Source organism: Mesorhizobium sp. WSM4823 (genome assembly GCF_055811195.1).
Genome location: NZ_JBVVQL010000001.1, coordinates 335,808 through 357,085, shown reverse-complemented (window position 1 = coordinate 357,085; position 21,278 = coordinate 335,808). Strand labels below are relative to the sequence as shown.

The following is a 21,278-nucleotide window of genomic DNA, read 5'->3' as shown; positions in this document are numbered from 1 at the left end:
GCCCTGCCATGTCCCTCCCCGCCCAGCAATTGCAACTCGACGCTGCGCTGCTCGATGATTATTCGGCGACGGTCGCCGATGCTGTGGACCGTATCGGTCCCGCCGTCTGCCGGATCGAACGCATCGGTGGCGCCGGCGGTCAAGGCTCCGGCTTCGTCATCACGCCCGACGGTCTCGTCGTCACCAACTTCCACGTCGTCGGCGATGCACGCACCGTCCGCGTCACCATGCCGGACGGCGTCTCCAGAGAAGGCCGTGTTCTCGGCCGCGACCCCGACACCGATATCGCGCTGGTGCGGGCGGACGGCAGCTTTGCCGATATCGCGCCGCTCGGCGATTCCAAGCGCCTGCGGCGCGGCCAGATCGCCATTGCCATCGGCAACCCGCTCGGCTTCGAATGGACCGTCACATCAGGCGTCGTCTCGGCGCTCGGCCGCTCAATGCGCGCCTCCACCGGCCGGCTGATCGACGACGTCATCCAGACCGACGCAGCACTCAACCCCGGCAACTCAGGCGGACCGCTGGTGTCATCGGCGGGCGAGGTCATCGGCGTCAACACCGCCATGATCCACGGCGCGCAAGGCATCGCCTTTGCGGTTGCCTCCAACACCGCCAATTTCGTCATTTCGGAGATCATCCGCTTCGGCCGCGTGCGCCGCGCTTTCATCGGTGTCTCGGCCGACACGGCAAACCTGCCGCGCCGAGCCGCCCTCCTCTCGCAAGTGTCGAGCAGCACGGCGGTGCGCCTGCGCAGCGTCGAGGCGAACAGCCCGGCGGCCAAGGCCGGCCTCAGGGAAGGCGACATCATCGCCGCAATCGACGGCCGCCCGGTCACCGGCGTCGACGACCTGGTGCGCACCCTCGATGCCGAGCGCATCGGCCGCGAGACGCTATGCACGGTGGTGCGCCGCTCCGGCATCACTCAGGTCACGGTGATGCCGGTGGCGCGAAGCTGACTTTATCGCGGCGCATAGATCTGGCCGAGCAGCGAAACCAGCAGCACGGCCAGTTCGCCGGTCGGATCGAGGTCCGGATCGAAAATGGTCATGTCCATTCCGGCGCAGCGTGGATCCGCCACCAGCGCCGCGAGGATGGCGACGAGATCGTCGGGATCGATGCCGGGGCTGCCCGGTGAGTCCACCGCCGGCATCACTGTCTGATCGAGGGCATCGACGTCAAAATGCACCCAATAGGGCCAGCCGGTTCGCGCCAGCGTGGTCCAGGTCTTTTCCAGGACTTTTGCCGCGCCAAGCTCTCGCACGGCAAAGACATCGATCAGCGTCATCCCGGTCGAATTGATGTCGGGCCAGGCAAAGTCGGGGGTGCGGTTCTCGCGTTCGCCGATCTGAATCACCTGTTCGTCCGCAACAAGGGGGCTTGCAATGCCAGGCCAGTCGGTCAGCAACGGCTCGCCACGTCCGGTGGCGAGCGCAAGGTCCATGCCGGCGGCCGAGCCGAGTGAAGCGTGGATGTCGTAGTTGCCCGGATGGCGGAAATCGCTGTGGCCGTCGACATGGACGAATGCCAGCGGACCGGATCGCCGTGCAGCGGCCAGTGCGCCAAGCAGGACCGAGCAGTCGCCGCCGACGACCAGCGGGAACTCGCCTCTTCCCAGCGCCCCGGCAACAACTTCGACGAGCTCGAGATTGAAGCTGCGTATCGCGTTGCCGTTGCGCAGCCGGGTACCCGGCTGCGGTTCCGTGCTATAGGTGGGCCGATCAAGATCAATCACTTTGAGGGGCGAAAGTGTCTCGACCAACCCGGCTTCGGTCAACGCCTGCGGCGCACGCCACGTCCCCGGTATATGACTTGGCCGCAGTGGGCGGAGGCCAAGGTTTGAGGGTGCGCGGACAAGGCAGATTTCACGCATGGAATGAGCCCGGGCTGACAAGCCTCAGCATAGACCGCAAAGATGTGGCCGGCCACGCGGCTGAAGCCTTCACGTCACATCTACAGACAGTTCCTGCCAGCAGCTATCCTGCTTAGCCCGCCGCCCCTTCAACAAACTGCTTCAGAAACTCCGCGCTCGGCGGGATCGGCTTGATCACGTCGATCAGCACGCCATTGGGATCTCTGGTGATAAAATGGCGCTGGCCGAAGGGTTCGTCGCGGAGCGTTCGCAGGATCGGCAGGCCGGCAGCAAGGATCCGTTCGTAGACTGCATCCGGATCTCTGACTTCGAAATTGATCAGCAGGCCTGACGTACGGCCGCGCCCCTCTTCCGGAATCGTCTCATGGTCGCCATGGACGATGCCGAGATTGACGCGGCGATCCTCGGTAGATTGCAGATGCACGTACCAGTCGCTCTCGAACAGCGGCTTGAAGCTGAAGTGCTTGATATAGAAGGCTTTCGTACCGGCAACGTCGCCCGTCATCAGCACCGGATAATAGCTCGTCGTCTTCATCTTTCTTTCTCCCGTCAAATAACATACAGTCTGCATGTAAGTAGAAATAACATACAGGCTGCATGTATGCAACAGGAATCCGCGCGCCGCTCCAATCGCGATCGCACCGAAGCGACGCGCGCCGACCTGATCGCCGCAGCGCGAAAACTGTTCACCGAAAAGTCCTATGCGGAGACCGGCACGCCCGAGATCGTCACTGCGGCCGGCGTCACGCGTGGTGCGCTCTATCATCACTTTGCCGACAAGCAGGCGCTGTTTGCCGCGGTGGTCGAACAGGAGGCGGCGGCTGTGGCGGAAGAGATCGAGCGCGCCTCGCCACCCTCGCTGTTTGCCCACGACGCGCTGATCGCCGGTTCGGATGCCTATCTCAGCGCCATGCGCGCACCTGGCCGTACCCGGCTGCTGCTGCTCGACGGACCGGCCGTGCTCGGCCGCGCCGCCATGGACGACATAGACAATCGCCACGGCAACCGTTCCTTGCGCGAGGGCCTCGTCGCGGCGATGCGAGAGCAGACCATGAAGAGATTGCCGGTGGACGCGCTGACCGCGCTGCTCGCCGCCGCCTTCGACCGAGCGGCGTTGGCCATTGAAGCAGGCGCTTCGACCGAGGATTACCGCACCGTCCTCATGGCGCTGATTGACGGACTGTCTCCAGCTCCGGCTCATCCTCAGGCACCTCGTTCGGCTCGAACTCGTTGAAACAGCCAAGCTGGCGCTTGAACTGGTCAATCAGCCAGGCCGCGGCTGGCTTCGGGCTGCGGTCGGCGCGGTGCATGGCATAGAGTGGCGAGCGGACTTCGCTATACGGCTCCAGATCGAGCTCCACCAGCCGGCCGTTGGCCAGATCGTCGGCAATCAACCATCGCGGCAGCCCGCCCCAACCCAACCCTTCGCGCATCAGCGCATGCTTGGTCCGCACATCGGTCAGCCGCCAAGTGCGGTAGGCAAAGACGCCGTAATCGCGCCCTTTGGTGCGCTCGGACTGGTCGCTGACGACAAGTTGGGTGTGCTCGCGCACCTCCTCGAGCGGCACCGGCCTGGGAAGCAGCGCCAGCGGATGGCTTGGCGCGGCGGCCGGCACCATCGACATGAAGCCAATGCGCACAAGATGCGCGTCGACCTCGCCCAGCAGGCCGCCAATACCGAGATCGGCCTGTCCGTTGGCGACATGATCGGGAATCAGGCCGAGCGTGCCCATATGCAGGCGCAGCATCACGGTTGGAAATTGCGCCTCGAATGCCTTCAGCACGCGCACCAGCACTGTGGAGGGCAGCGCCACATCGACCGACAGCGCGACTTCAGCCTCCAGCCCTTGCTTATGGCCGTCGACACGCGAGCGGATGCGCTGCAGCACACCGACCATGCGCCGCGCGTCCTCCAGCGTCGCCCGGCCGACATCGGTCAGCTGCGGCTCGCGCGTGCCATCGCGCTCGAACAGTTTCAGCCCAAGCTGTGCCTCGAGATTGGCGATGGCATAGCTGATGACCGACTGCGCGCGGTTGAGCTTGCGGCCGGCGGCCGAGAAGCTGCCGGTATCGGCCACCGTTACCAGGATTTGCAGTTGATCAAGCGTCGGATTGGGTTGCATTGCCTTATCCAAATTGTAGATGGGTAATATAGAAAATATACCAGTTTTTTAAATGGGTAAATGGACCCATATCTGGCGGGACAAATCATTCCAACTCTGGAGAGCCCGCCATGTCCATCCTTCTTGTAACGTCGAGTCCGCGCGGCACTGCCTCGCATTCGACCCACATTGCCACCGAACTTGCCGAGAAGCTGCTTGCCGCCGACCCTTCGGCCAAGCTGGTCGTGCGTGATCTCGTGGCAAACCCGCTGCCGCATATCGACCCGGACTATTCGACCGGCATCTATACGCCCGTCGAAGCCCGCACCCAGCGCCAGGCCGAAGTCGTCGGCGTTTCCGACGGCGTGCTGGAGGAGCTGTTTGCGGCCGACACCATCATCCTGGCCACCGGCTTCATCAATTTCGGCATCTCGTCGACCCTGAAATCCTGGGTCGATCACGTCGCCCGCTCCGGCAAGACTTTCGCCTATGGCGAGGACGGCCCGAAGGGCCTCGTCACTGGCAAGAAGGTCTATATCGTCCTTGCCTCGGGTGGCATCTATTCGGAAGGCGCCGCCGTGCAGCTGGATCACGCCATCCCTTACCTGCGCAGCGTGCTTGGCTTCATCGGCATGACCGATGTCGACGTCATTCGCATCGAAGGCGTCGGCATGGGACCGGACGCAGTTACAGCCGCTCTGGCCAAGGCATCAGCCAAGGTGGATGCGGTGGTGGCCTCGACCGGAGCAGTCGCCGCTGCCGCGTAAAGCGCGCACACTGGTAACCAGAACTGAAAAGGCAAGCGCCGGAGCACTTGCCTTTTCACCTGTCGCCTGATGCCCGATACAGCTCAAGGGCAGCGACAAGGCTTTTATCCGACGCCGCTTCGAAGTCGCGCGACATCGCCGTTTGCCACGCTAACCGAACATCTTCTCGCCCTGCTCATCGACGAGCTGGATGCCCTTCTTGATCGAGATGTCGACAGCATCGTCGAGCCCGGCAAAGCGGTCGGCCCGGATGAATTTGTGTTCCTTTATCACCCCGTCGATCTCCTTCGAAACCACGCCGCAGGTCTGATATTGGCCTTCCGCCTTGTAGGGCGTGGCGCTGATCAGGAATCCCTTGTGCTCGATCTGCTTTGCCGGGGCGGCACTTTTCGGTTCGTCAGCGTCACTACCGCCACCGAAAAGACGCTTCAGAAATGACATGGGTATCCTCCAACGGCAATCACCCTGCACCACATAGCGCGGCACAGGGTGATTTTTACTACCGGTCCTTGATGGAACCGGCAAGGCCCGCATTAGAGCGACGTGCGTCCCACTTGGACGCACAAAGTGCGCTCTAAAACTCTGTACCTACGCATCGTGCTTTCCGAAAATCGGTTCCGATTTTCGGGCCGATGCGGTAGGACGTCAGCGGCGTGACAGCGCCTCGAGGGCCTCGGCGGTGTCTACCAGGATGCTCATCGCCTGAGCCTGCTTGTCTTCGGACGCATCGACGATTTCGCTCAGCGCTGCGCGCAACCGATGGCGCACGGCGCGGAATTGGTCGCGCTTTTCCGATCGGCCGCGACCGCGACGTCCGCCCTCCTCGCCATCATCGTTCCAGCCGAACCAATCGCGCGCCTTTGCCATCTTGCGGCCAAAACGCTCGAGGTGGTCGAGCACGTGGTCGATCATCTCGCGATTGTCGTTGAGATGTGCTTGTCCTGCCTCGGTGATCGAGAACACCTTCTTGTTGCCTTCCGCCGACGAGACGGCATAGCCCGCCTCTTCCAGGAAGGTCAGCGTCGGATAAACCACGCCTGGGCTCGGGCTATAAACGCCGCTGGTGCGCTCCTCCAGCGCCTTGATGATGTCGTAGCCGTGACGCGGCGCCTCGGCCAGCAGCGACAGCGTGATCAGCTTGAGATCGCCGTCGGCCAGCATGCGTCCGGCGCGGAACATGTCGCCTGGCCCGCCGCGTCCGCCGCCCCTCATACCATGCCCGAATGGGCCGAAGCCGCCGCCACGGCCGCCGAACTTGCCGGCCATATGCATGAAGACGCGCTCGGCGCGCTCGCCGAAATGATGATGTCCGTGCATTGTCTGCTCCTTAAGTTATATCTTACGATATGTCGTAGTTAGGCAGGCGAGATGATGGAGTCAAGATATATCTTACGATGTATCTGAAAATGACGCCAGCGGGATTGATTTGGCCAGCGAGCTTGGCTACACGGTGCGCGAGGGTCGAAGACCGTTCCGTAAGCGTCTGACGTCAAGCAACGCATCCACCCCGGTCCTTGCCGGGCAGTTACGCCGGAAGACCGGCGATATGGATGCCATGCGACAGACCGGACACTTCAGGAAAATCCGAATGACCATAAAAATCGGGCGCAGGAAGTTGCCTGCGCGTTATGCGGCAATCGTCAGCCCGCTTGTGTTGTCGTTGCTGATGACCTTCATCGTCTCGTTCATCTCGACGTTGAAAAGCCTTGGGCCGCAGCCCGATCTGCCGGCCACCTGGCTGACCGCCTGGGCACTGTCCTGGCTGGTGGCGTTTCCGACACTGCTGCTGGTACTGCCGGCGGTGCGCCGTATCGTCGGCTGGCTGTGCGAGCCTGCAACCAGTTAGGCGGCCTATAACGAGGGCTCGGAAGCATCTCCGGGCCCTTCGATTAGGTGCCACGCGCGGCTTTCGGACGAATACCGCTTACCAGCGGCCTTTGCGCCGGTTCCAGGCATAGAGAAGATCGGCGAAGCGATCATAGGCATAGCGCGTCAACGGCAGCGCGGCGCGGTTGCCGAACAGCGCGGCGAGCCAGCCCTCGCCCGGCGTTGCCAGCCAGACGGCAATTGCCACGTCGGCGCCGACCAGCAGTTTGCCGTCCGCATCGGTTGCATGCAGCCGGCGGCGGATGTCCTCCAGCGACACGTCGTATCCGGCCAGCGCCGACGGTTCGGCATTGATGTCGCGAAACGCGATCCGCCCGGTCTTGATCGCCTCGATCAGCCGCCGCTTCTGCCTGACGATGCCGGCGTCGCAAACCGGACAACGGGTGTTGTACCAGATGGTCAGCAGAGGCTTGGGCATGTGTTTCGAGACCCGAGCTGAGGGGCTGCGCTGACTATCCGGGAAATGCCTTCGCCCCGCAACGGTTTGGACCATCCTGGTCGCGATCGTGTCGATGAATTGCGGACATCTGGAAAAATCAGAATTCGTAGCCGAAGCGCTCGAAATCCCTGAAATAGAGCCGCCGCACGATGCTTTTCGCCTCGTCATCGTAGACCGCGCGATAATCGTAAGGTGCATTGGCGTTTGCTCGGGGAAGCTTTACCTCGTTCGGCAGATCGAGCCGTTCGACCAGGGCGTTGAATTGCTCGGCCAGTGTTTCAAAACGCAAAACCTCGTCGATGATGAGGTTTCCGCGACTGTCCGAGATCCAGCTCGTCTGGTCCACCCGCACCAAACGGTTCTTGCGTTCGAGATAGCGCAGGAAAGCCTTGAAATCCAAGACCCGGGCTCTGTTCCAGCGCCGGCCGGAGAGATAGTCCCGGCGGAAATAATAGGTCGAGACTGCAAGTTCGTAAGGGTTGCGCACGACAGCGAACTTGTAGGCGCTGTCATAGATCTCTGCCGGCAGCTTGTGCTTCACCCAGCTTGCTTTGTCATGCTGCCTGAGGAATACGTTTGGAGGCGTTTCGCGCACGGGAAGGTGTGACAGCAGCCGACGCCACTGCGTTCGCTTTGGTTTCAGGCTCCACGGCCCGAGCGCACGGGTAACCGAGGTCCCGGCCGTCTTCGGGATATGGATAAAAATAAAATTCTTTTCGAGCGAAAGCAGCATTCCCCCTCATGATCGGACGATCGGGCGCCGTCAAGCGGTGCCTGGTCGTCCGATGCTCGGGCCTTGCGTCGTCTATAGCCGTGCAGCGCCTCAGCCGAGCGAGGCGATGATTTCGCGATAGGCCAATTCCGGGAAAGCCTTGAGCGTCCGCGTCCTTACGTTACCGCCTGTCGCCAGTATCAGCGAGAAACGAGCCAGCACCGCATCGTCCGGCGCTTCGACGACCGCCACCATATCGCATTCGCCCATGGTGAGATAAACCGCCTTGAACGAGCCGCCCATGTCTCCCAGCAGCTTCTTGGCGGCATCGAGCCGCTTCGGCGACTCGCGCACATTTTTGGCGCCCTGCTCCGTCCAGTTGATCAGCACGATATAGTTTGTCATGCACACCTCCCTCCGGGGCCTCGGAGCACGGCGTCACTGCCGGGGCGGGCATCCGGGTTTGTCGCCCAGAAAATGCATCCGACACGCAATTATCCTCCCGCAGCGGGTGCGCTGCAAGAACAACCGCACCGTCTGCAAGACGATCCCTGCCACAAACGAAAAGGGCGCCGCAGCGCCCTTTAAATTGCTTATTCGTTACCTCGCATCAGCTGTCGAGGAAGCTCCGCAGCTTGCGCGAGCGGCTCGGGTGCTTGAGCTTGCGCAGCGCCTTGGCCTCGATCTGGCGGATGCGCTCGCGGGTCACCGAGAACTGCTGGCCGACTTCCTCCAGCGTGTGGTCGGTGTTCATGCCGATGCCGAAACGCATTCTGAGCACGCGTTCTTCGCGCGGGGTAAGCGAGGCAAGCACCCGTGTCGTCGTTTCGCGCAGATTGGCTTGGATCGCCGCGTCGATCGGCAGGATCGCCATCTTGTCCTCGATGAAATCGCCGAGATGCGAATCCTCCTCGTCGCCGACCGGCGTTTCGAGCGAGATCGGCTCCTTGGCGATCTTCAGCACCTTGCGCACTTTTTCCAGCGGCATGGCGAGCTTTTCCGCCAGTTCCTCCGGCGTCGGCTCGCGACCGATCTCGTGCAGCATCTGGCGCGAGGTGCGCACGATCTTGTTGATCGTCTCGATCATGTGCACCGGAATGCGGATGGTGCGCGCCTGGTCGGCGATCGAGCGGGTGATCGCCTGCCGGATCCACCACGTCGCATAGGTCGAGAACTTGTAGCCGCGGCGGTATTCGAATTTGTCGACCGCTTTCATTAGGCCGATATTGCCTTCCTGGATCAGGTCGAGGAACTGCAGGCCGCGATTGGTGTATTTTTTGGCGATGGAAATGACGAGGCGCAGATTGGCCTCCACCATTTCCTTCTTGGCGATCGCGGCTTCGCGCTCGCCCTTCTGCACCTGGTTGACGATCTTGCGGAATTCCAGGATCGAGATCGCCGTTTCGGTGGCGAGGTTCTGGATCTCGGCACGCAGGTCGCGGATCGCGTCCTTCTCGTTCTTGGTGAATTCCTTCCACCCGCGCGAGGTCAGATTGCCGATCGAGCGCGTCCAGTTCGGATCGAGCTCCGAGCCCTGATACTCCTTCAGGAATTCCTCGCGGCGCACGCCATAGCTTTCGGCCAGCCGCAACAGCTTGCCTTCGTTCTGCACCAGGCGCTTGTTGATGTCGTAGAGCTGCTCGACCAATGCCTCGATGCGCGCCGTGTTTAGGGACAGCGACTTCACCGCCTTGATCAGCTGGTCCTTCAGCTCCTTCAGCCGGCGGTCCTGGCTGGGCGACAGCGTGCCGGCTGCGGCCAGCCGGTTCTCGACCTGCTGGTCCTGCAGCTTGCGCAACTTCTTGTAGGTGTCGGCGATGACGTCGAGCGTCTCCATCACCTGCGGACGCAATTCCGCTTCCATCGCTGCCAGCGACAGGCTCGCCTCGTCCTCGTCTTCCTCGTCGTCATCAGTCAGACCGCGCGTGTCGGCGCCGACATTGGTGATGTCGTCCTCGTCCTCGCGCGAACGGCGCGGCTTTTCCTCGGTCTTGGCTTCCTCGATCCGCTCGACCACCGGCGCCTGCTTGGCCTCCGGCCCGGCATAGGTCGCCTCGAGGTCGATGATCTCGCGCAGCAGGATCTTTGATTCGTTGAGCTCGTCACGCCAGATGATGATGGCCTGGAAGGTCAGCGGGCTTTCGCACAGTCCCGCGATCATCGTCTCGCGGCCGGCCTCGATGCGCTTGGCGATCGCGATTTCGCCCTCGCGCGACAGAAGCTCGACCGAGCCCATCTCGCGCAGATACATGCGAACCGGATCGTCGGTGCGATCGGTCGGCTCTTTCTTGGTGGTCGTCGCGGCAACGGCGGTGCCGGTCTGCTCGGCCAGCTCGTTGGCGTCTTCCTCGGCGTCGGCAGCCGCGTCGGCGGCTTCGGGCTCCTCGCCCTGCTCGTCGTCCTCGACCACGTTGATGCCCATGTCGGAGAGCATGGCCATCGTGTCCTCGATCTGCTCGGAGGTCACTTCCTCCGAGGGCAGCACCGAATTCAGTTCGTCCATGGTGACATAGCCGCGCTTCTTGGCGGCCTTGATCATCTTCTTGACAGCATCGTCGGAAAGGTCGAGCAGAGGGCCATCGGTGGCGCCTTCGCGTTCGGTCTCGACCTCTTCCTTTTCTTTTGTCGCCATTCTTTATTTTCTCCAAGCGGCCAAGTATCAAAGCCGCGTAAGCTGCCGTACCGGTTAAATCAGATGCGTTCGCTCTCGAACGCGCTTCCCCGGGCCAGTAACTGCATCTCTCGTTAAGTCCAGATTAACCCTGGTATCTGTGGCAGGCTGACTGCCTGTCCAGTGACCGGTACCTCACATCGCTGCATTTCCCGTCGACGCCGGCGCGGGTTAACGTTTCGAATCGTCCTGATTCCGTCATTCTGCCAGAAGGTCAAGCGCCTCTCGCATGATTCGCATGAAAAAAGCGAATCAATTACCCGACTTAAAGCGCCGCGGCTGATTCGACGCGCAAGCACGGTTCCGCACTTTCACTCTTTCGTAAGCTTCGACCTACGCCCGCCCGGCCCTGCCCGAGGACACGCCGAACCCTTCGATCAGCGCTTCCGTTGCTTGCACATCACGAAATTGCGCCTGTATCTCGACGAGATGCCGGTAATTTTCGTCCGTGGGATCGCTGGCGAGCGCCGCTTCCGCCTGTTTCAGCTCCTTATGTAAGGTGCGCGCGCTCCGCTGCAAGTGGAGCGCCTGGCTGAAGGCGTCGCGGGCATCGTCAAGTCCGGCCGTTTCCAGCGCCGGCCATTGCCGCGCCCGCTTGATCAGCGCCACCACGCGCGCCCAGATTTCGCCGCAGCCGGCCCGTTCGATCGTCGCGATCACCGCATTGCGGTCGTTGGCCATGTCATGCGCCATCGCATCGAGAATGGCTGCATGCAGCAGCTTCAGATCGGTGTTGGCGAGGTCGAGGAACTCGACATGTGCGAAATTCTCGTCGATCAGCGTCGGATGATTGACAAGAGCTGCAATGATCGTTGCCTCGCGCACCGACATCCCCTCACTGCCGCGCCTGACCAGCGCCGAACGGCCAAGGCTTTCGGTGATCGCGGTGCGTCCACCGCCGCCGCGTGCGAACTGTCCGCCAGGGGCTGAGCCCTTGCCTTGAAAGCGGTCGCCGGGCCGTCCATCTTGACGACGCTCTTGGCGCCCGCGCTGGGCGCCGAAAAAGCTCAGCACCCGCTCGCGCATTTCCTGTTGATAGTGGTAGCGCAGGCTCTCGTCGCGGATGCGGCTGGTCAGTGCGCGAAGCGTCTTTTCCAGTTCCGCCCGCCGCTCCGGCGTATCGAAGATGCCGCCGGCCGTTTCGCGCGCCCACAAAAGATCGGCGAGAGGCCGCGCCTCGGCCAGCACGGTCCGAAACGCGTCCGGCCCTTCGGCCTTGACCAGATCGTCGGGATCCTTGCCTTCGGGCAGAAGAGCAAAGCGCACCGAGCGGCCTGCCTGAACCGCCGGCAGCGCCATGTCGGCGGCGCGCCATGCCGCCTTCAGCCCGGCTTGGTCGCCATCGAAACACAGCACCGGCTCACCGGCCATGCGCCACAGCAGCTCGAGCTGGTTTTCGGTCAGAGCGGTGCCGAGCGGCGCCACGGCATTCTCGAAGCCGGCCTGCGCCAGGGCGATCACGTCCATGTAGCCTTCAACGGCGATGACCGTGCCGCCCTTGGCCAATGCCTTTTTCGCGCGCGCGAAATTGTAGAGCACATTGCCCTTGTGAAAGAGCTCGGTGTCAGGCGAATTCATGTATTTGGCCAGCGCATCGGGCGCCAGCGCCCGCCCGCCGAAGGCGATTACCTTGCCTCTGGAATCCGGGATAGGGAACATGATGCGGTCGCGGAACCAGTCGTAGGAAACCGGAACGTCGTCGCCATGGCGCACCAGCCCGCATGCCTCGATATCGGCCTTGGGAACGCCCTTGGCGGCAAGATGCTCCTTCAGCGCGTTGCGGCTGTCGGGCGCATAGCCGAGCCGGAATGACTGCTGCGTCGCCGGCGTCAGGCCGCGGTCGCGCAGATAGGCGCGGGCTTTTGCGCCTTCAGGTCCCTGCAGCCGATCCTGGAAGAAGGCGGTCGCCATCTCCATGACATCGGTCAGGCTGGCGCGTTCCTTTTCGCGCCGCTCCTCCTGGGCATCGCGAACCGGCATCGGAACGCCGGCCATGTCGGCGATCTTCTCGACCGCTTCGGGAAAGCTCATCCCGTCGAGTTCGGTCAGAAACTTGAAATGATCGCCCGAAACCGAGCAGCCGAAGCAGTGGTAGCGGCCCTTCTTGTCCTCGCAATGGAAGGACGGGCTCTTCTCGCCATGGAAGGGACAGCACGCCCAATAGTCGCCGCGCGGCGCGTTGGTCTTCTTCCTGTCCCACGCCACGCGCTGGCCGATTACCGATGAAATCGGCACGCGGTCGCGTATCTCGTCAAGAAAGGCGGGTGGAAAGCGCATCGGGAACGGCTCGTTTGCCCTCCATATAGTCACGCCGGCGAAACCCGACGACTCCTAATGCGCCACCATACCCGGTTTTCACAGGGCAAAAGAAGGCGGCCGGTGCCGGCCGCCTTCTTTCCAATTCCGGCATAGTGCCGGTCGACGTCTGACGGTCAGTGCGCGGCGATCGCGCCGAAGATGATGCCGGAGACGACGCTGACCAAGAGATAGTCATTGCCGACGCGGATCCACTCCTGGCCGCGGCCGGGGCGACGCAGGCCATAATGGCGATAGTCGCGGATCGGCTGATGGCGTTTCCAACTGGAATATCTCTGGCCGTTGCGCCAATGGTTCCTCTTCACCACAATTTTCTTCTTCACCACGACACGCCTCTTCACGTCGACACGCTTCTTCACGTCGACATGCTTGTCCGACTTCTTCCAGTCGATCTGGCTATATTTCGAATGCGGTGCATTCGGCGCGCTCAGCGGCGCTGCCTGGCCCTGCAGGGACGTGGCAGCCAGCATCGAAAGGGCAACTGCGGAAAGGATGATGCGTTTCATGGTGGGTACTCCTTGGTTGTCGATGCCTGAGGAATAGAGCTCGAAGGATGAACCGAAACTGAACATGAAGATTACGTTTTTGTAATGATTTCTTACATTTAGGCTGGCTAACTCAACATTCTCTTCAAAGGATATCTGAAGCTGTCGCCCGCATTCGGGCGCGCGGCCAACCGGAAGCCGGCGGGCAATGCAACCATTTTGCGATCCATCCATTTCCGACACGCCCTGTCGCGTGCCAGCCGCCGCCGAATAGGGCAAAATTTATTATCCGGCTAAAATTAATCGGAGTAGTATCGACCCTTGCAATGTCCTTGATTCGCACCCTCTTTTGCGCTTTTGCCGTCATGGTGCCCGCATCGCTGACTCCTGTTGGGCTGCGAGCCTGATATGAGCGGCTCGGTCGTTTTGCTGCATCTTGCCGGCGCGGTGGCGCTGATGCTGTTTGCCACTCGCTTGGTGAAGACCGGCGTCGAGCGTGCGTATGGCGATGTGCTGCGCCACAAACTGCGCGCCACCATGCGCAATCCTTTCATGGCCGTTCTGGCCGGCTGCGGCCTGGCGGTCGCGCTGCAAAGCTCCACCGCCGTCACCTTGCTGGTCGGCTCCTTCGCCGGCGCCGGCATCGTCAGCGGCATGTCGGGCCAGCTTGCCGTGCGCGGCGCCGAGATCGGCTCGGCGCTGGTGGTCAAGCTGCTCACCTTCGATCTGTCGCTGCTGGTACCGATCTGTCTGGTCGCCGGCACTGTCATGTTCATGGCCACCGAGCGGCGCGACTGGCGCCAGTTCGGCCGTATCCTGGTCGGCATCGGCCTGCTGCTTTTGTCGTTGGAAATGATCGGCCAGGCGTCGGAGCCGCTGCGCCAGAGCACGCTGATGCCGGTCATCGTCAATTACTTCTCCGGCGACCCGGTCACCGCCTATCTCCTGGCGGCGCTGGTCACCTGGCTGTTCCATTCCTCGATCGCCGCGGTCCTGCTCATGGTGACGCTAGCCGGCCGCGGCCTCATCCCGCCCGAACTCGGCATCGTGCTGGTGCTCGGCGTCAATCTCGGCTCGTCGATCATCGCGCCGCTGCTCACCCGCAACGCGGAGCCGGGCGTGCGTGTCGTGCCAATCGGCAATCTCCTGATGCGCGGCATGGGCTCCCTGGCCATGCTGATCCTGTTCCTGTGGTTGAAGCCGCCGGTTGCCTTTCTCGGCGCCACCGTGCCCGACCAGATCGTCAACGCGCATATCCTGTTCAACATCCTGATCCTGGTTGCCGGCCTGCCGCTGGCCGGTCTCGTCTACCGTGCTTCGGAAAAGATCGTGGCGCTCGGCACCAGACAGGTTCCGGCCGAAGCGCTCGACGTCGTCGAGCTGTCCGCGCTCAACGACAGTGCCCTCGACGTGCCGAGCCAGGCATTGGCCAACGCCACCCGCGAAGTGGTGCGGGTCTGCGAGACGGTCGAGATTATGCTGAAGCGCATCATCGAACTCTATGAGAGTGCCGACGCCGACAAGATCAAGGCGTTGGCCGCTCTCGACGACCGCGTCGACAGAAAGCACGCCGCGATAAAGCTCTATCTGGCCAAGGTCACCAAAAATCCGCTGAGCGAAGACGAGGCGCTGCGCTGCCAGGAATTGATCGGCGCCTGCGTCAAGCTCGAACAGGTCGGCGACATCATTGTGCGCAACATGCTGGTGCATGTCCGGAAGAAGCTCGAACGCGGGCTGGAGTTCACGCCCGAGGGCTGGCGCGAGCTTTGCGCGTTCCACGCCCTGGTACTCGCCAATGCACGGCTCGCCTTCAATGTGCTGGTCTCGCGTGATCCGGAGACCGCCCGTCAACTGGTGCTGGAAAAAGACCGGCTGCGCGACCGTGAGAAGGAGACCAGCGCCAGCCATTTCGTGCGGCTGCGCGACGGCACCGCCAAGAGCGTCGAGACCAGCTCGATCCATCTCGACACCATCCGCGACTTGAAGCAGATCAACTCGCTGCTCGCCTCGATGGCCTATCCCGTGCTCGAGGAACGCGGCTTGCTCACCGGCTCGCGGCTGAAGGCTGGATAGGCCTTGACGTTGTTTTCCCCTCTCCCTTGTCGTGGGATCAAGAAAACCTAAAGCGGCGTCGATAATTTCTGGATTGCCCGCAGCTCTCGTTCGTGATTTGAGGCCATCTCATTCAAGGATCGCCTTCCCGCGCCATGCTTCCCCTTATCGCCCTGTTCATCGCTGCCTTCGCATTCGGCACCACCGAGTTCGTCATCGCCGGCGTGCTGCCGCAGGTGGCGGATGGCCTTGGCGTCTCCATCCCGACTGCCGGCTATCTCGTCTCCGGCTACGCCGGCGGCATCGCGGTCGGCGGACCGCTGCTGACGCTCGCCACCAAGGCGATTTCTCGCAAGGCCTTGCTGCTCGGCCTAGCCGCAGCCTTCACCATCGGCCAGGCGGCCTGCGCACTTGCACCCGACTTCGCCTCCATGTTGCTGTTGCGGATTGCGGTGGCCGTGGCGCACGGCGCCTATTTTGGCGTCGCGATGGTGGTGGCGGTCGGCCTGGTCCGCCAGGACCAGCGTGGAATGGCCGTTGCGCTCATCCTGTCGGGCCTGACTGTTTCCAATGTCATCGGCGTGCCGGCCGGCACGGCGATCGGCAATATCTGGGGGTGGCGCGCGACATTCTGGGTGATGTGCGCGCTTGGCGTGGTGTCCATCGCAGCGATCACCGCCCTGCTGCCCCGCAAGACGGGTTCGTCGCGCCAGTCGGTCAGCTTTGGCAGCGAGGTTCGCGTGCTCGCACGCCAGCAGGTCTGGACGTCGCTGATCCTCATGCTGATGCTGATGATCGGCCAGTTCGGCCTGTTCACCTACATCACGCCGACGCTGCTTGAAATCACTGGCCTCGACGAGGACCTGGTGCCCTGGGTGCTCCTGCTCAACGGGGTCGGCGCGACGATCGGCGTCTTTCTTGGCGGGCGGCTCGCCGACTGGAAACTGATGCCGTCGCTCATCACCATGCTTTTCATGCAAGCGGTGACACTTGCCGTCATTTACGCCGTCAGCCCGTACCCGGTGCCGATGGTGGTGGCGATCATTGTCTGGGGCGGTCTCAGCTTTGCCATCGGAACGCCGATTCAGACCCGTATCCTGACCTGGACGGCGGATGCCTCCAACCTCGCCTCATCACTCATCCCGGCGGGCTTCAATGTCGGCATCGCGCTGGCCGCCTCACTCGGCGCCGCCATGCTCAACGCCGGCTACGGCTACCGCAGCCTGCCGGTGGTTGGCGCGATCGCCATGCTGGTCGCTGTGGCGGTCGCGCTCGCCTCGCATGTTTCGGAATGGCGCAGCAAGGCCGCACCACCCCTGCCGGCCGCGGCCGAATAGACGACACCGCGCGGATAGGCCCCTTAGCCTGTCTCTTTCAGCACATCGATAAAGGCGCGCAGGGCCGGCGGCACAAGACGATGACCGGGATAGTAGAGGTATAGGCCGGAAATAGGCGGACACCAATCATCCAACACACTGACGAGCGCTCCCTGCTCGATGTAGGTCTGGGCAGACCTGTCGGAGATGTAAGCGATTCCCAAGCCACCGACCGCTGCCTCGGCCATCAGTTCCATATGATCGAGAGTGAGCGTGCCCGGAACATCGATCGAGATTTCCTGGCCATGCTTCTCGAATTCCCAGCGATAGGGCTTGCCGCTCGGCAGGCGGAATCGGATGCAGCTGTGATCCTTCAGGTCGTCCGGCACTCTCGGGACCTGGCGGGCGGCGAGGTAGGCAGGCGACGCGACGGCAATGAAGCGTGTCTCGCCGCCGAAGCGTACCGCGACCATGTCTTGCGGCACAGCCTCGCCAAGGCGGATGCCTGCGTCGAAGCCTTCGGCGACGATATCGACCAATCTCCCCTCGGTGACGAGATCGAGCGAAACCTGCGGGTATCGCGCAAGAAAAGCCGGTATCACGGATTTCAGCAGCAGTCGGGCTGCGATCTCGCTGGAATTGACCCGTAGGGTACCTGCCGGAAGGTTGCGGAAGTTATCCACTTCCGCAAGCGCCGCGTCTATGTCCCGCAACAGCGGCTGCAGGCGCGCGACGAGCCTTTCGCCTGCTTCCGTCGGCGCCACGCTGCGCGTCGTGCGATTGAGCAGGCGTACGCCCATGTCTCGCTCCAGAGCCCGCATCATGTGGCTGAGCGTCGAGGGCGACAGGTCGAGATCGTCCGCCGCCTTGCGAAAGCTGCGGCGGGAGACAATTGCGGCAAGTGCGGTCAGTTCGCGGAGGTCGGGTCCGTCATTCATGGGAAATCTTCATCAACTCATGCAAGATTGGGTGGATGATACCAATAATTTGGAGGGATATCTTGTGTGGAGATTGCCGCGATCACGCGGCTTGGCGAACAAGGACTTCTCCCATGACCAAGATTTCTCCCACGACCAGAACGTGGTTCATCACTGGCACCTCCTCCGGCTTCGGACGGCTCTTGACGGAAAGGCTTCTGGCCGGCGGCGACCGGGTGGCCGCGACCGTGCGCAAGCCGGAGGCGCTTGCCGGCCTGAAGGCGGATTACGGCGATCGCCTTTGGATCGCTTCGCTTGACGTTACCGATACCGAGGCAATGCGGCGGACGGTCGACAAGGCTTTTCACGATCTGGGCCGCATCGATGTCATAGTCAGCAATGCCGGCTACGGTCTGTTCGGCGCAGCTGAAGAACTGGGTGACGACCAGATCCGTGATCTGATCGACACCAACCTGATCGGCTCGATCCAGCTCATCCGCGCCGTGCTCCCGCATCTGAGGAACCAGGGCGGTGGCCAGATTCTGCAAATCTCCTCGGAGGGCGGGCAGATGGCTTATCCTGGTTTCAGCCTCTATCACGCCAGCAAATGGGGCATTGAGGGCTTTGTCGAATCCGCCCGGCAGGAGGTCGCGCCGTTTGGCATCGCCTTCACGATCGTCGAGCCCGGACCGACGCGGACGAACTTTGCGGCCGGCCTGGTCAGCGCCGAGCCTACCGTTACCTATGAGAACACGCCGGTTGGTGACCTGCGCCGGGCTTTTGCCGAAGGCCGCTTCGAAGTGAAGGGCGATCCAGAGAAGATGGTCGAGACGATGATCGCCTCCGTAGAACAAAATCCCGCTCCTCGGCGGCTGACCTTCGGCGCCGCCGCCTACGCCTCGATCAGCAGTGCGCTCCAGGGCAGGCTCGCCGAACTCGAAGCCCAGAGGGATACTGCATTGTCGATGGATTTCGACCGCTGACGGATGAGGCGGAGGGCCGACCCAACGCCCATCAGCCTCCTACAACTCGATCCGGAACCGCAAGCTTTCGGCGCCGCCATAGACAGCGTCCTCGAAGAAACGCCCGACGAGCTGGCCGCCATTGGCCAGCACCACCTTCTGTGAGGCGAGATTACCCAGCTTGGCAGTGATCTCGACGAAGGGCAGGCCGAGCGCCCTCGCTTCGCTGAGCATCAGCCGCAGCGCCTCCGTCGCATAGCCGCGCCGCTGCTTCCACGGCACCACAGCATAACCCACATGGCCGAGCACATGCGGTGGCAGCTCGGCGGTGCCGCGCTGCCAGCGCAAGCCGATCGAGCCTGCGACTTCGCCATCCCAGATCCAACGCCGGAATCCCGGCAGGCGTGGCACTGTCGATCCGTCCGGCAGATGGATTGGGGGTCCCTTGGCGTCCCGGTCGTCGAGACCGGCGAGGAAAACCACCGGATCCTTTTCGATGGCCGCAAGCTGTTCGCGCACAGCCTCCATCAGCCGCATATTGTCCGGCGACCAGCCGCGCTCAAGGGCGGCCTTGTAGGACGGCAGATGTTCAAGCGCCGGTTTGACGAGTTCGATCATTGACGTACGACCTTGGCGCCTCTGCCTGTGCCCTTATCGCTTTGGGCAGAGATCAATCGGAGTAGGAAGTTGACCTTCAGGGGCAGCTTTCTAAAATCAAGCATTATCGACTAGGTCTACCAATTGGAGTGAACACAATGGCCGGCAACACGTCTGAGAAGTCGGCGAAGGCCGCCGAGCGGGTCGCGACGAAACCGACCCTCCTCTCGGGCGGCAACCCTCAGATACCGAAGGGCTACGGCGATGCTCCCGTGCAGGCCTACATCGCGGCCATGCCGGGCTGGAAAAGCGACGTAGGGCGGCACCTCGACGCGATCATCGTGCGCACCGTCCCCAGCGTGCACAAGGCAGTCAAATGGAACTCGCCTTTTTACGGCATCGAGGGCCAGGGCTGGTTTCTGTCGTTCCATGTCTTTGCGCGCTACGTCAAAGTGACCTTCTTCCGAGGCACGTCGCTGAGTCCGGTTCCTCCGGGGGAATCCAAGCACAAGGAAGTGCGCTATCTCGACGTTTATGAGGACCAGCTCGACGAAGCTCAGTTCGCCGCCTGGGTGAAGCAAGCCAGCCAATTGCCCGGCGAACGGCTGTGAGACGCATCTCGAACTAGCCAAGGGCGTCTAGAAGCACCTCATTCAAGCGTTTGAATGCGGTGGACTCGTCTGGCGCATGGGCCGGATTGACCTCTGTGATGGTCAGGCCGCGCCATTGCGGCAGGGCGGTCAACCGCTTCAGCACGAAGGCGGCTTGCTCCAGTTTGAGACCGTCGCAACGGCGCACATTCTCGGCAACCGGAAAATCGATAAAGGAGAGTACATCGACATCGAGGTGAATGAGCACGCAATCAAAGCGCGCCGCCCATTCGGCCGCGCGCGTCGCCGCCGCGTCGATATCGCTCAACGCTTCCTCGCGCGATATTGCCTCAATCGCATAATCCCGCATCGTGATGCCTTCGGGCGCAGTGATATTCTCAACGCCGAAATAGAGAAGCTGCCGAGGCACGAGCATCGGACAGGTCGGGCCGAGCCTGGCGAGCGCAGGCTCGCACCCGGGAATATCCAGCAGATGCGCGACACCGGTCCAGTCCAAGGCGCCATCGCTCGTGTCGGGCGTGTTGAGATCGGCGTCGAAGTCTATGTAGACGAGTCCAATCCGCGCGTCGGCGGCGTTCGCTCCGGCGACGGTTCCCAGCTCCACAGTGCAATCGCCGCCTAAAACAAGCACGTCTTCCTGCGCTGCGATCGCCGTCGCCACATGGCTTGCGACCAAGTCACAGGCGTCGCGCACGGCCTCCAGGTTCATGGCCTGCGGCCGCGAGGGATCCGGCCGCCACCTAAACGATGCAACATCGCCCTGATCCGTGATGGTTCTGCCTCGGCTCGCGAGCGCCTCTGCAAGCCCGTGTCGCCGAAAGGCCGCAGGGGCCTGTTCCTGCCCCGGCGAATAGGCGCCAGCGCTGGTGGTGGCGCCGATAATGTTCAACACACGCGCCGCCAATCGATGCTCCATTTTCGTATGATCTTCGTTGCAAAACGTGTCCGGAGGGAGGAAGGTTCCTCCTCGGCGTCGAGAGTTTGTCGCGAGCCGGGCGCTTCGCCCGAATGGAAAATGGCTCGCCGCATCTATGCCGTCGTGAGACGCCAGACGCCGAACGTGCACAAGCCACTGGGACCAATATGACCAAAGCGACAGCAGCCACGAAGAAGAGCGGTTCGAAGGAAGCAGAAGGAGGAGACGCTCCCTCTCGGTTGATAGATGCGAGAATCAGCGAGCTGAGCGATTGGCGGGGCGAGACGCTCGCTCGGGTCCGAAGCCTCATCAAGCAGGCTGACCCCGAAGTGGTCGAGGAATGGAAGTGGCGAGGGGTTCCGGTGTGGGAGCACGCGGGAATAATCTGCACCGGTGAGACCTACAAGAATGTCGTGAAGATGACATTCGCCAAGGGTGCTTCGCTGGAGGACCCTTCAGGCCTTTTCAACTCCAGCCTCGAAGGCAACACCAGACGCGCCATCGATATCCATGAGGGCGACAAGATCGATGAAGAGGCATTGAAGGCGCTCATTCGCGCCGCCGTGGCACTGAACATGTCGGTGCGAGCTACCACCCGCTCTCAGAAGAGATCGAAGAGCACTTGAGGATCATCCGGCGGGCTGGCTCCTCGCGGTCG

The 21,278-nt window shown here is 62.4% G+C and carries 23 protein-coding genes; 9 read left to right on the top strand and 14 right to left on the bottom strand.

Translation table 11 applies throughout. The features are described from left to right. Window positions 1–8 precede the first annotated feature (8 nt). Window positions 9–956 carry a S1C family serine protease gene (locus AC0L26_RS01750; RefSeq protein ID WP_473630968.1) on the top strand — a complete coding sequence of 316 codons (948 nt, stop codon included), beginning with the start codon at window positions 9–11 and terminating at the stop codon, window positions 954–956. A 2-nt stretch (window positions 957–958) separates the two neighbouring features. Here the strand turns inward: AC0L26_RS01750 and AC0L26_RS01745 are convergent, their stop codons facing one another. Continuing rightward, a complete protein-coding gene (locus tag AC0L26_RS01745; protein ID WP_473630967.1) occupies window positions 959–1,759 on the bottom strand; it encodes an arginase family protein in 801 nt (266 codons plus the stop codon). Window positions 1,760–1,982: 223 nt separating this feature from the next. Beyond that, window positions 1,983–2,405, bottom strand: coding sequence for a VOC family protein (locus AC0L26_RS01740; RefSeq protein WP_473630966.1), 423 nt, complete (start codon window positions 2,403–2,405; stop codon window positions 1,983–1,985). 66 nt (window positions 2,406–2,471) lie between these two features. Between AC0L26_RS01740 and AC0L26_RS01735 the strand changes: the two genes are divergently transcribed. After that, window positions 2,472–3,104, top strand: coding sequence for a TetR/AcrR family transcriptional regulator (locus AC0L26_RS01735; RefSeq protein WP_473630965.1), 633 nt, complete (start codon window positions 2,472–2,474; stop codon window positions 3,102–3,104). On the opposite strand, the gene AC0L26_RS01730 is transcribed toward AC0L26_RS01735, so the two are convergent. Continuing rightward, on the bottom strand, window positions 3,031–3,993 hold the full coding sequence (locus AC0L26_RS01730) for a LysR family transcriptional regulator (RefSeq protein ID WP_473630964.1): 963 nt from the start codon (window positions 3,991–3,993) through the stop codon (window positions 3,031–3,033). The two genes, AC0L26_RS01735 and AC0L26_RS01730, sit on opposite strands and share 74 nt — an antisense overlap. 110 nt (window positions 3,994–4,103) lie before the next feature. On the opposite strand from AC0L26_RS01730, the gene AC0L26_RS01725 reads away from it, so the two are divergent. Further along, on the top strand, window positions 4,104–4,739 hold the full coding sequence (locus AC0L26_RS01725; protein WP_473630963.1) for an FMN-dependent NADH-azoreductase: 636 nt from the start codon (window positions 4,104–4,106) through the stop codon (window positions 4,737–4,739). A 150-nt stretch (window positions 4,740–4,889) separates the two neighbouring features. On the opposite strand, the gene AC0L26_RS01720 is transcribed toward AC0L26_RS01725, so the two are convergent. Beyond that, window positions 4,890–5,180 (bottom strand): HlyU family transcriptional regulator, encoded by a 291-nt coding sequence (locus AC0L26_RS01720; RefSeq protein WP_473630962.1) that lies wholly within the window; start codon window positions 5,178–5,180, stop codon window positions 4,890–4,892. A 204-nt stretch (window positions 5,181–5,384) separates the two neighbouring features. Then, window positions 5,385–6,056, bottom strand: coding sequence for a PadR family transcriptional regulator (locus AC0L26_RS01715; protein ID WP_473630961.1), 672 nt, complete (start codon window positions 6,054–6,056; stop codon window positions 5,385–5,387). 271 nt (window positions 6,057–6,327) lie between these two features. On the opposite strand from AC0L26_RS01715, the gene AC0L26_RS01710 reads away from it, so the two are divergent. Further along, entirely contained in the window at window positions 6,328–6,585 is a 258-nt protein-coding gene (locus AC0L26_RS01710; protein WP_473630960.1) for a DUF2798 domain-containing protein, read from the top strand. A gap of 78 nt (window positions 6,586–6,663) precedes the next feature. Here AC0L26_RS01710 and AC0L26_RS01705 read toward each other — a convergent pair whose 3' ends face one another. The 6 genes from AC0L26_RS01705 to AC0L26_RS01680 all read right to left on the bottom strand — a co-directional run bounded on the left by AC0L26_RS01705 (window position 6,664) and on the right by AC0L26_RS01680 (window position 13,270). Beyond that, a complete protein-coding gene (locus AC0L26_RS01705) occupies window positions 6,664–7,044 on the bottom strand; it encodes a thiol-disulfide oxidoreductase DCC family protein (protein WP_473630959.1) in 381 nt (126 codons plus the stop codon). A 118-nt stretch (window positions 7,045–7,162) separates the two neighbouring features. Further along, complete coding sequence (locus AC0L26_RS01700) at window positions 7,163–7,798, bottom strand: sulfotransferase family 2 domain-containing protein (RefSeq protein WP_354487146.1); 636 nt, start codon at window positions 7,796–7,798, stop codon at window positions 7,163–7,165. A gap of 90 nt (window positions 7,799–7,888) precedes the next feature. Next, window positions 7,889–8,182, bottom strand: a complete 294-nt coding sequence (locus tag AC0L26_RS01695; protein ID WP_473630958.1) for a GYD domain-containing protein — start codon at window positions 8,180–8,182, stop codon at window positions 7,889–7,891. 205 nt (window positions 8,183–8,387) lie between these two features. Next, complete coding sequence (gene rpoD / locus AC0L26_RS01690) at window positions 8,388–10,409, bottom strand: RNA polymerase sigma factor RpoD (protein WP_095488943.1); 2,022 nt, start codon at window positions 10,407–10,409, stop codon at window positions 8,388–8,390. 372 nt (window positions 10,410–10,781) lie between these two features. After that, a complete protein-coding gene (dnaG, locus tag AC0L26_RS01685) occupies window positions 10,782–12,725 on the bottom strand; it encodes a DNA primase (RefSeq protein ID WP_473630957.1) in 1,944 nt (647 codons plus the stop codon). Window positions 12,726–12,880: 155 nt separating this feature from the next. Continuing rightward, complete coding sequence (locus AC0L26_RS01680; RefSeq protein WP_473630956.1) at window positions 12,881–13,270, bottom strand: RcnB family protein; 390 nt, start codon at window positions 13,268–13,270, stop codon at window positions 12,881–12,883. Between the two features lie 387 nt (window positions 13,271–13,657). Between AC0L26_RS01680 and AC0L26_RS01675 the strand changes: the two genes are divergently transcribed. Then, window positions 13,658–15,322 carry a Na/Pi cotransporter family protein gene (locus tag AC0L26_RS01675; RefSeq protein ID WP_473630955.1) on the top strand — a complete coding sequence of 555 codons (1,665 nt, stop codon included), beginning with the start codon at window positions 13,658–13,660 and terminating at the stop codon, window positions 15,320–15,322. A gap of 134 nt (window positions 15,323–15,456) precedes the next feature. Next, window positions 15,457–16,638, top strand: coding sequence for an MFS transporter (locus tag AC0L26_RS01670; RefSeq protein ID WP_473630954.1), 1,182 nt, complete (start codon window positions 15,457–15,459; stop codon window positions 16,636–16,638). A 23-nt stretch (window positions 16,639–16,661) separates the two neighbouring features. On the opposite strand, the gene AC0L26_RS01665 is transcribed toward AC0L26_RS01670, so the two are convergent. Beyond that, window positions 16,662–17,555: a LysR family transcriptional regulator gene (locus tag AC0L26_RS01665; protein WP_473630953.1), complete on the bottom strand. Its 894-nt coding sequence runs from the start codon at window positions 17,553–17,555 to the stop codon at window positions 16,662–16,664. Between the two features lie 113 nt (window positions 17,556–17,668). On the opposite strand from AC0L26_RS01665, the gene AC0L26_RS01660 reads away from it, so the two are divergent. After that, complete coding sequence (locus AC0L26_RS01660; protein ID WP_473630952.1) at window positions 17,669–18,517, top strand: SDR family oxidoreductase; 849 nt, start codon at window positions 17,669–17,671, stop codon at window positions 18,515–18,517. 39 nt (window positions 18,518–18,556) lie between these two features. On the opposite strand, the gene AC0L26_RS01655 is transcribed toward AC0L26_RS01660, so the two are convergent. Further along, complete coding sequence (locus AC0L26_RS01655) at window positions 18,557–19,114, bottom strand: GNAT family N-acetyltransferase (RefSeq protein WP_473630951.1); 558 nt, start codon at window positions 19,112–19,114, stop codon at window positions 18,557–18,559. A 137-nt stretch (window positions 19,115–19,251) separates the two neighbouring features. On the opposite strand from AC0L26_RS01655, the gene AC0L26_RS01650 reads away from it, so the two are divergent. Further along, on the top strand, window positions 19,252–19,704 hold the full coding sequence (locus tag AC0L26_RS01650; protein WP_473630950.1) for a DUF1801 domain-containing protein: 453 nt from the start codon (window positions 19,252–19,254) through the stop codon (window positions 19,702–19,704). A gap of 13 nt (window positions 19,705–19,717) precedes the next feature. Here AC0L26_RS01650 and AC0L26_RS01645 read toward each other — a convergent pair whose 3' ends face one another. Beyond that, window positions 19,718–20,608: an arginase family protein gene (locus AC0L26_RS01645; RefSeq protein WP_473630949.1), complete on the bottom strand. Its 891-nt coding sequence runs from the start codon at window positions 20,606–20,608 to the stop codon at window positions 19,718–19,720. A gap of 179 nt (window positions 20,609–20,787) precedes the next feature. On the opposite strand from AC0L26_RS01645, the gene AC0L26_RS01640 reads away from it, so the two are divergent. Further along, window positions 20,788–21,246, top strand: a complete 459-nt coding sequence (locus tag AC0L26_RS01640; protein WP_473631517.1) for a DUF1801 domain-containing protein — start codon at window positions 20,788–20,790, stop codon at window positions 21,244–21,246. Window positions 21,247–21,278: the final 32 nt, after the last annotated feature.

What these genes read in the sequence shown, in the direction of transcription:
- AC0L26_RS01750 (WP_473630968.1), top strand. Translation starts at nt 9, where the DNA reads ATGTCCCTCCCCGCCCAGCAATTGCAACTCGACGCTGCGCTGCTCGAT.
- AC0L26_RS01740 (WP_473630966.1), bottom strand. Translation starts at nt 2,405, where the DNA reads ATGAAGACGACGAGCTATTATCCGGTGCTGATGACGGGCGACGTTGCC.
- AC0L26_RS01735 (WP_473630965.1), top strand. Translation starts at nt 2,472, where the DNA reads ATGCAACAGGAATCCGCGCGCCGCTCCAATCGCGATCGCACCGAAGCG.
- AC0L26_RS01730 (WP_473630964.1), bottom strand. Translation starts at nt 3,993, where the DNA reads ATGCAACCCAATCCGACGCTTGATCAACTGCAAATCCTGGTAACGGTG.
- AC0L26_RS01725 (WP_473630963.1), top strand. Translation starts at nt 4,104, where the DNA reads ATGTCCATCCTTCTTGTAACGTCGAGTCCGCGCGGCACTGCCTCGCAT.
- AC0L26_RS01720 (WP_473630962.1), bottom strand. Translation starts at nt 5,180, where the DNA reads ATGTCATTTCTGAAGCGTCTTTTCGGTGGCGGTAGTGACGCTGACGAA.
- AC0L26_RS01715 (WP_473630961.1), bottom strand. Translation starts at nt 6,056, where the DNA reads ATGCACGGACATCATCATTTCGGCGAGCGCGCCGAGCGCGTCTTCATG.
- AC0L26_RS01710 (WP_473630960.1), top strand. Translation starts at nt 6,328, where the DNA reads ATGACCATAAAAATCGGGCGCAGGAAGTTGCCTGCGCGTTATGCGGCA.
- AC0L26_RS01705 (WP_473630959.1), bottom strand. Translation starts at nt 7,044, where the DNA reads ATGCCCAAGCCTCTGCTGACCATCTGGTACAACACCCGTTGTCCGGTT.
- AC0L26_RS01700 (WP_354487146.1), bottom strand. Translation starts at nt 7,798, where the DNA reads ATGCTGCTTTCGCTCGAAAAGAATTTTATTTTTATCCATATCCCGAAG.
- AC0L26_RS01695 (WP_473630958.1), bottom strand. Translation starts at nt 8,182, where the DNA reads ATGACAAACTATATCGTGCTGATCAACTGGACGGAGCAGGGCGCCAAA.
- rpoD (WP_095488943.1), bottom strand. Translation starts at nt 10,409, where the DNA reads ATGGCGACAAAAGAAAAGGAAGAGGTCGAGACCGAACGCGAAGGCGCC.
- dnaG (WP_473630957.1), bottom strand. Translation starts at nt 12,725, where the DNA reads ATGCGCTTTCCACCCGCCTTTCTTGACGAGATACGCGACCGCGTGCCG.
- AC0L26_RS01680 (WP_473630956.1), bottom strand. Translation starts at nt 13,270, where the DNA reads ATGAAACGCATCATCCTTTCCGCAGTTGCCCTTTCGATGCTGGCTGCC.
- AC0L26_RS01675 (WP_473630955.1), top strand. Translation starts at nt 13,658, where the DNA reads ATGAGCGGCTCGGTCGTTTTGCTGCATCTTGCCGGCGCGGTGGCGCTG.
- AC0L26_RS01670 (WP_473630954.1), top strand. Translation starts at nt 15,457, where the DNA reads ATGCTTCCCCTTATCGCCCTGTTCATCGCTGCCTTCGCATTCGGCACC.
- AC0L26_RS01665 (WP_473630953.1), bottom strand. Translation starts at nt 17,555, where the DNA reads ATGAATGACGGACCCGACCTCCGCGAACTGACCGCACTTGCCGCAATT.
- AC0L26_RS01660 (WP_473630952.1), top strand. Translation starts at nt 17,669, where the DNA reads ATGACCAAGATTTCTCCCACGACCAGAACGTGGTTCATCACTGGCACC.
- AC0L26_RS01655 (WP_473630951.1), bottom strand. Translation starts at nt 19,114, where the DNA reads ATGATCGAACTCGTCAAACCGGCGCTTGAACATCTGCCGTCCTACAAG.
- AC0L26_RS01650 (WP_473630950.1), top strand. Translation starts at nt 19,252, where the DNA reads ATGGCCGGCAACACGTCTGAGAAGTCGGCGAAGGCCGCCGAGCGGGTC.
- AC0L26_RS01640 (WP_473631517.1), top strand. Translation starts at nt 20,788, where the DNA reads ATGACCAAAGCGACAGCAGCCACGAAGAAGAGCGGTTCGAAGGAAGCA.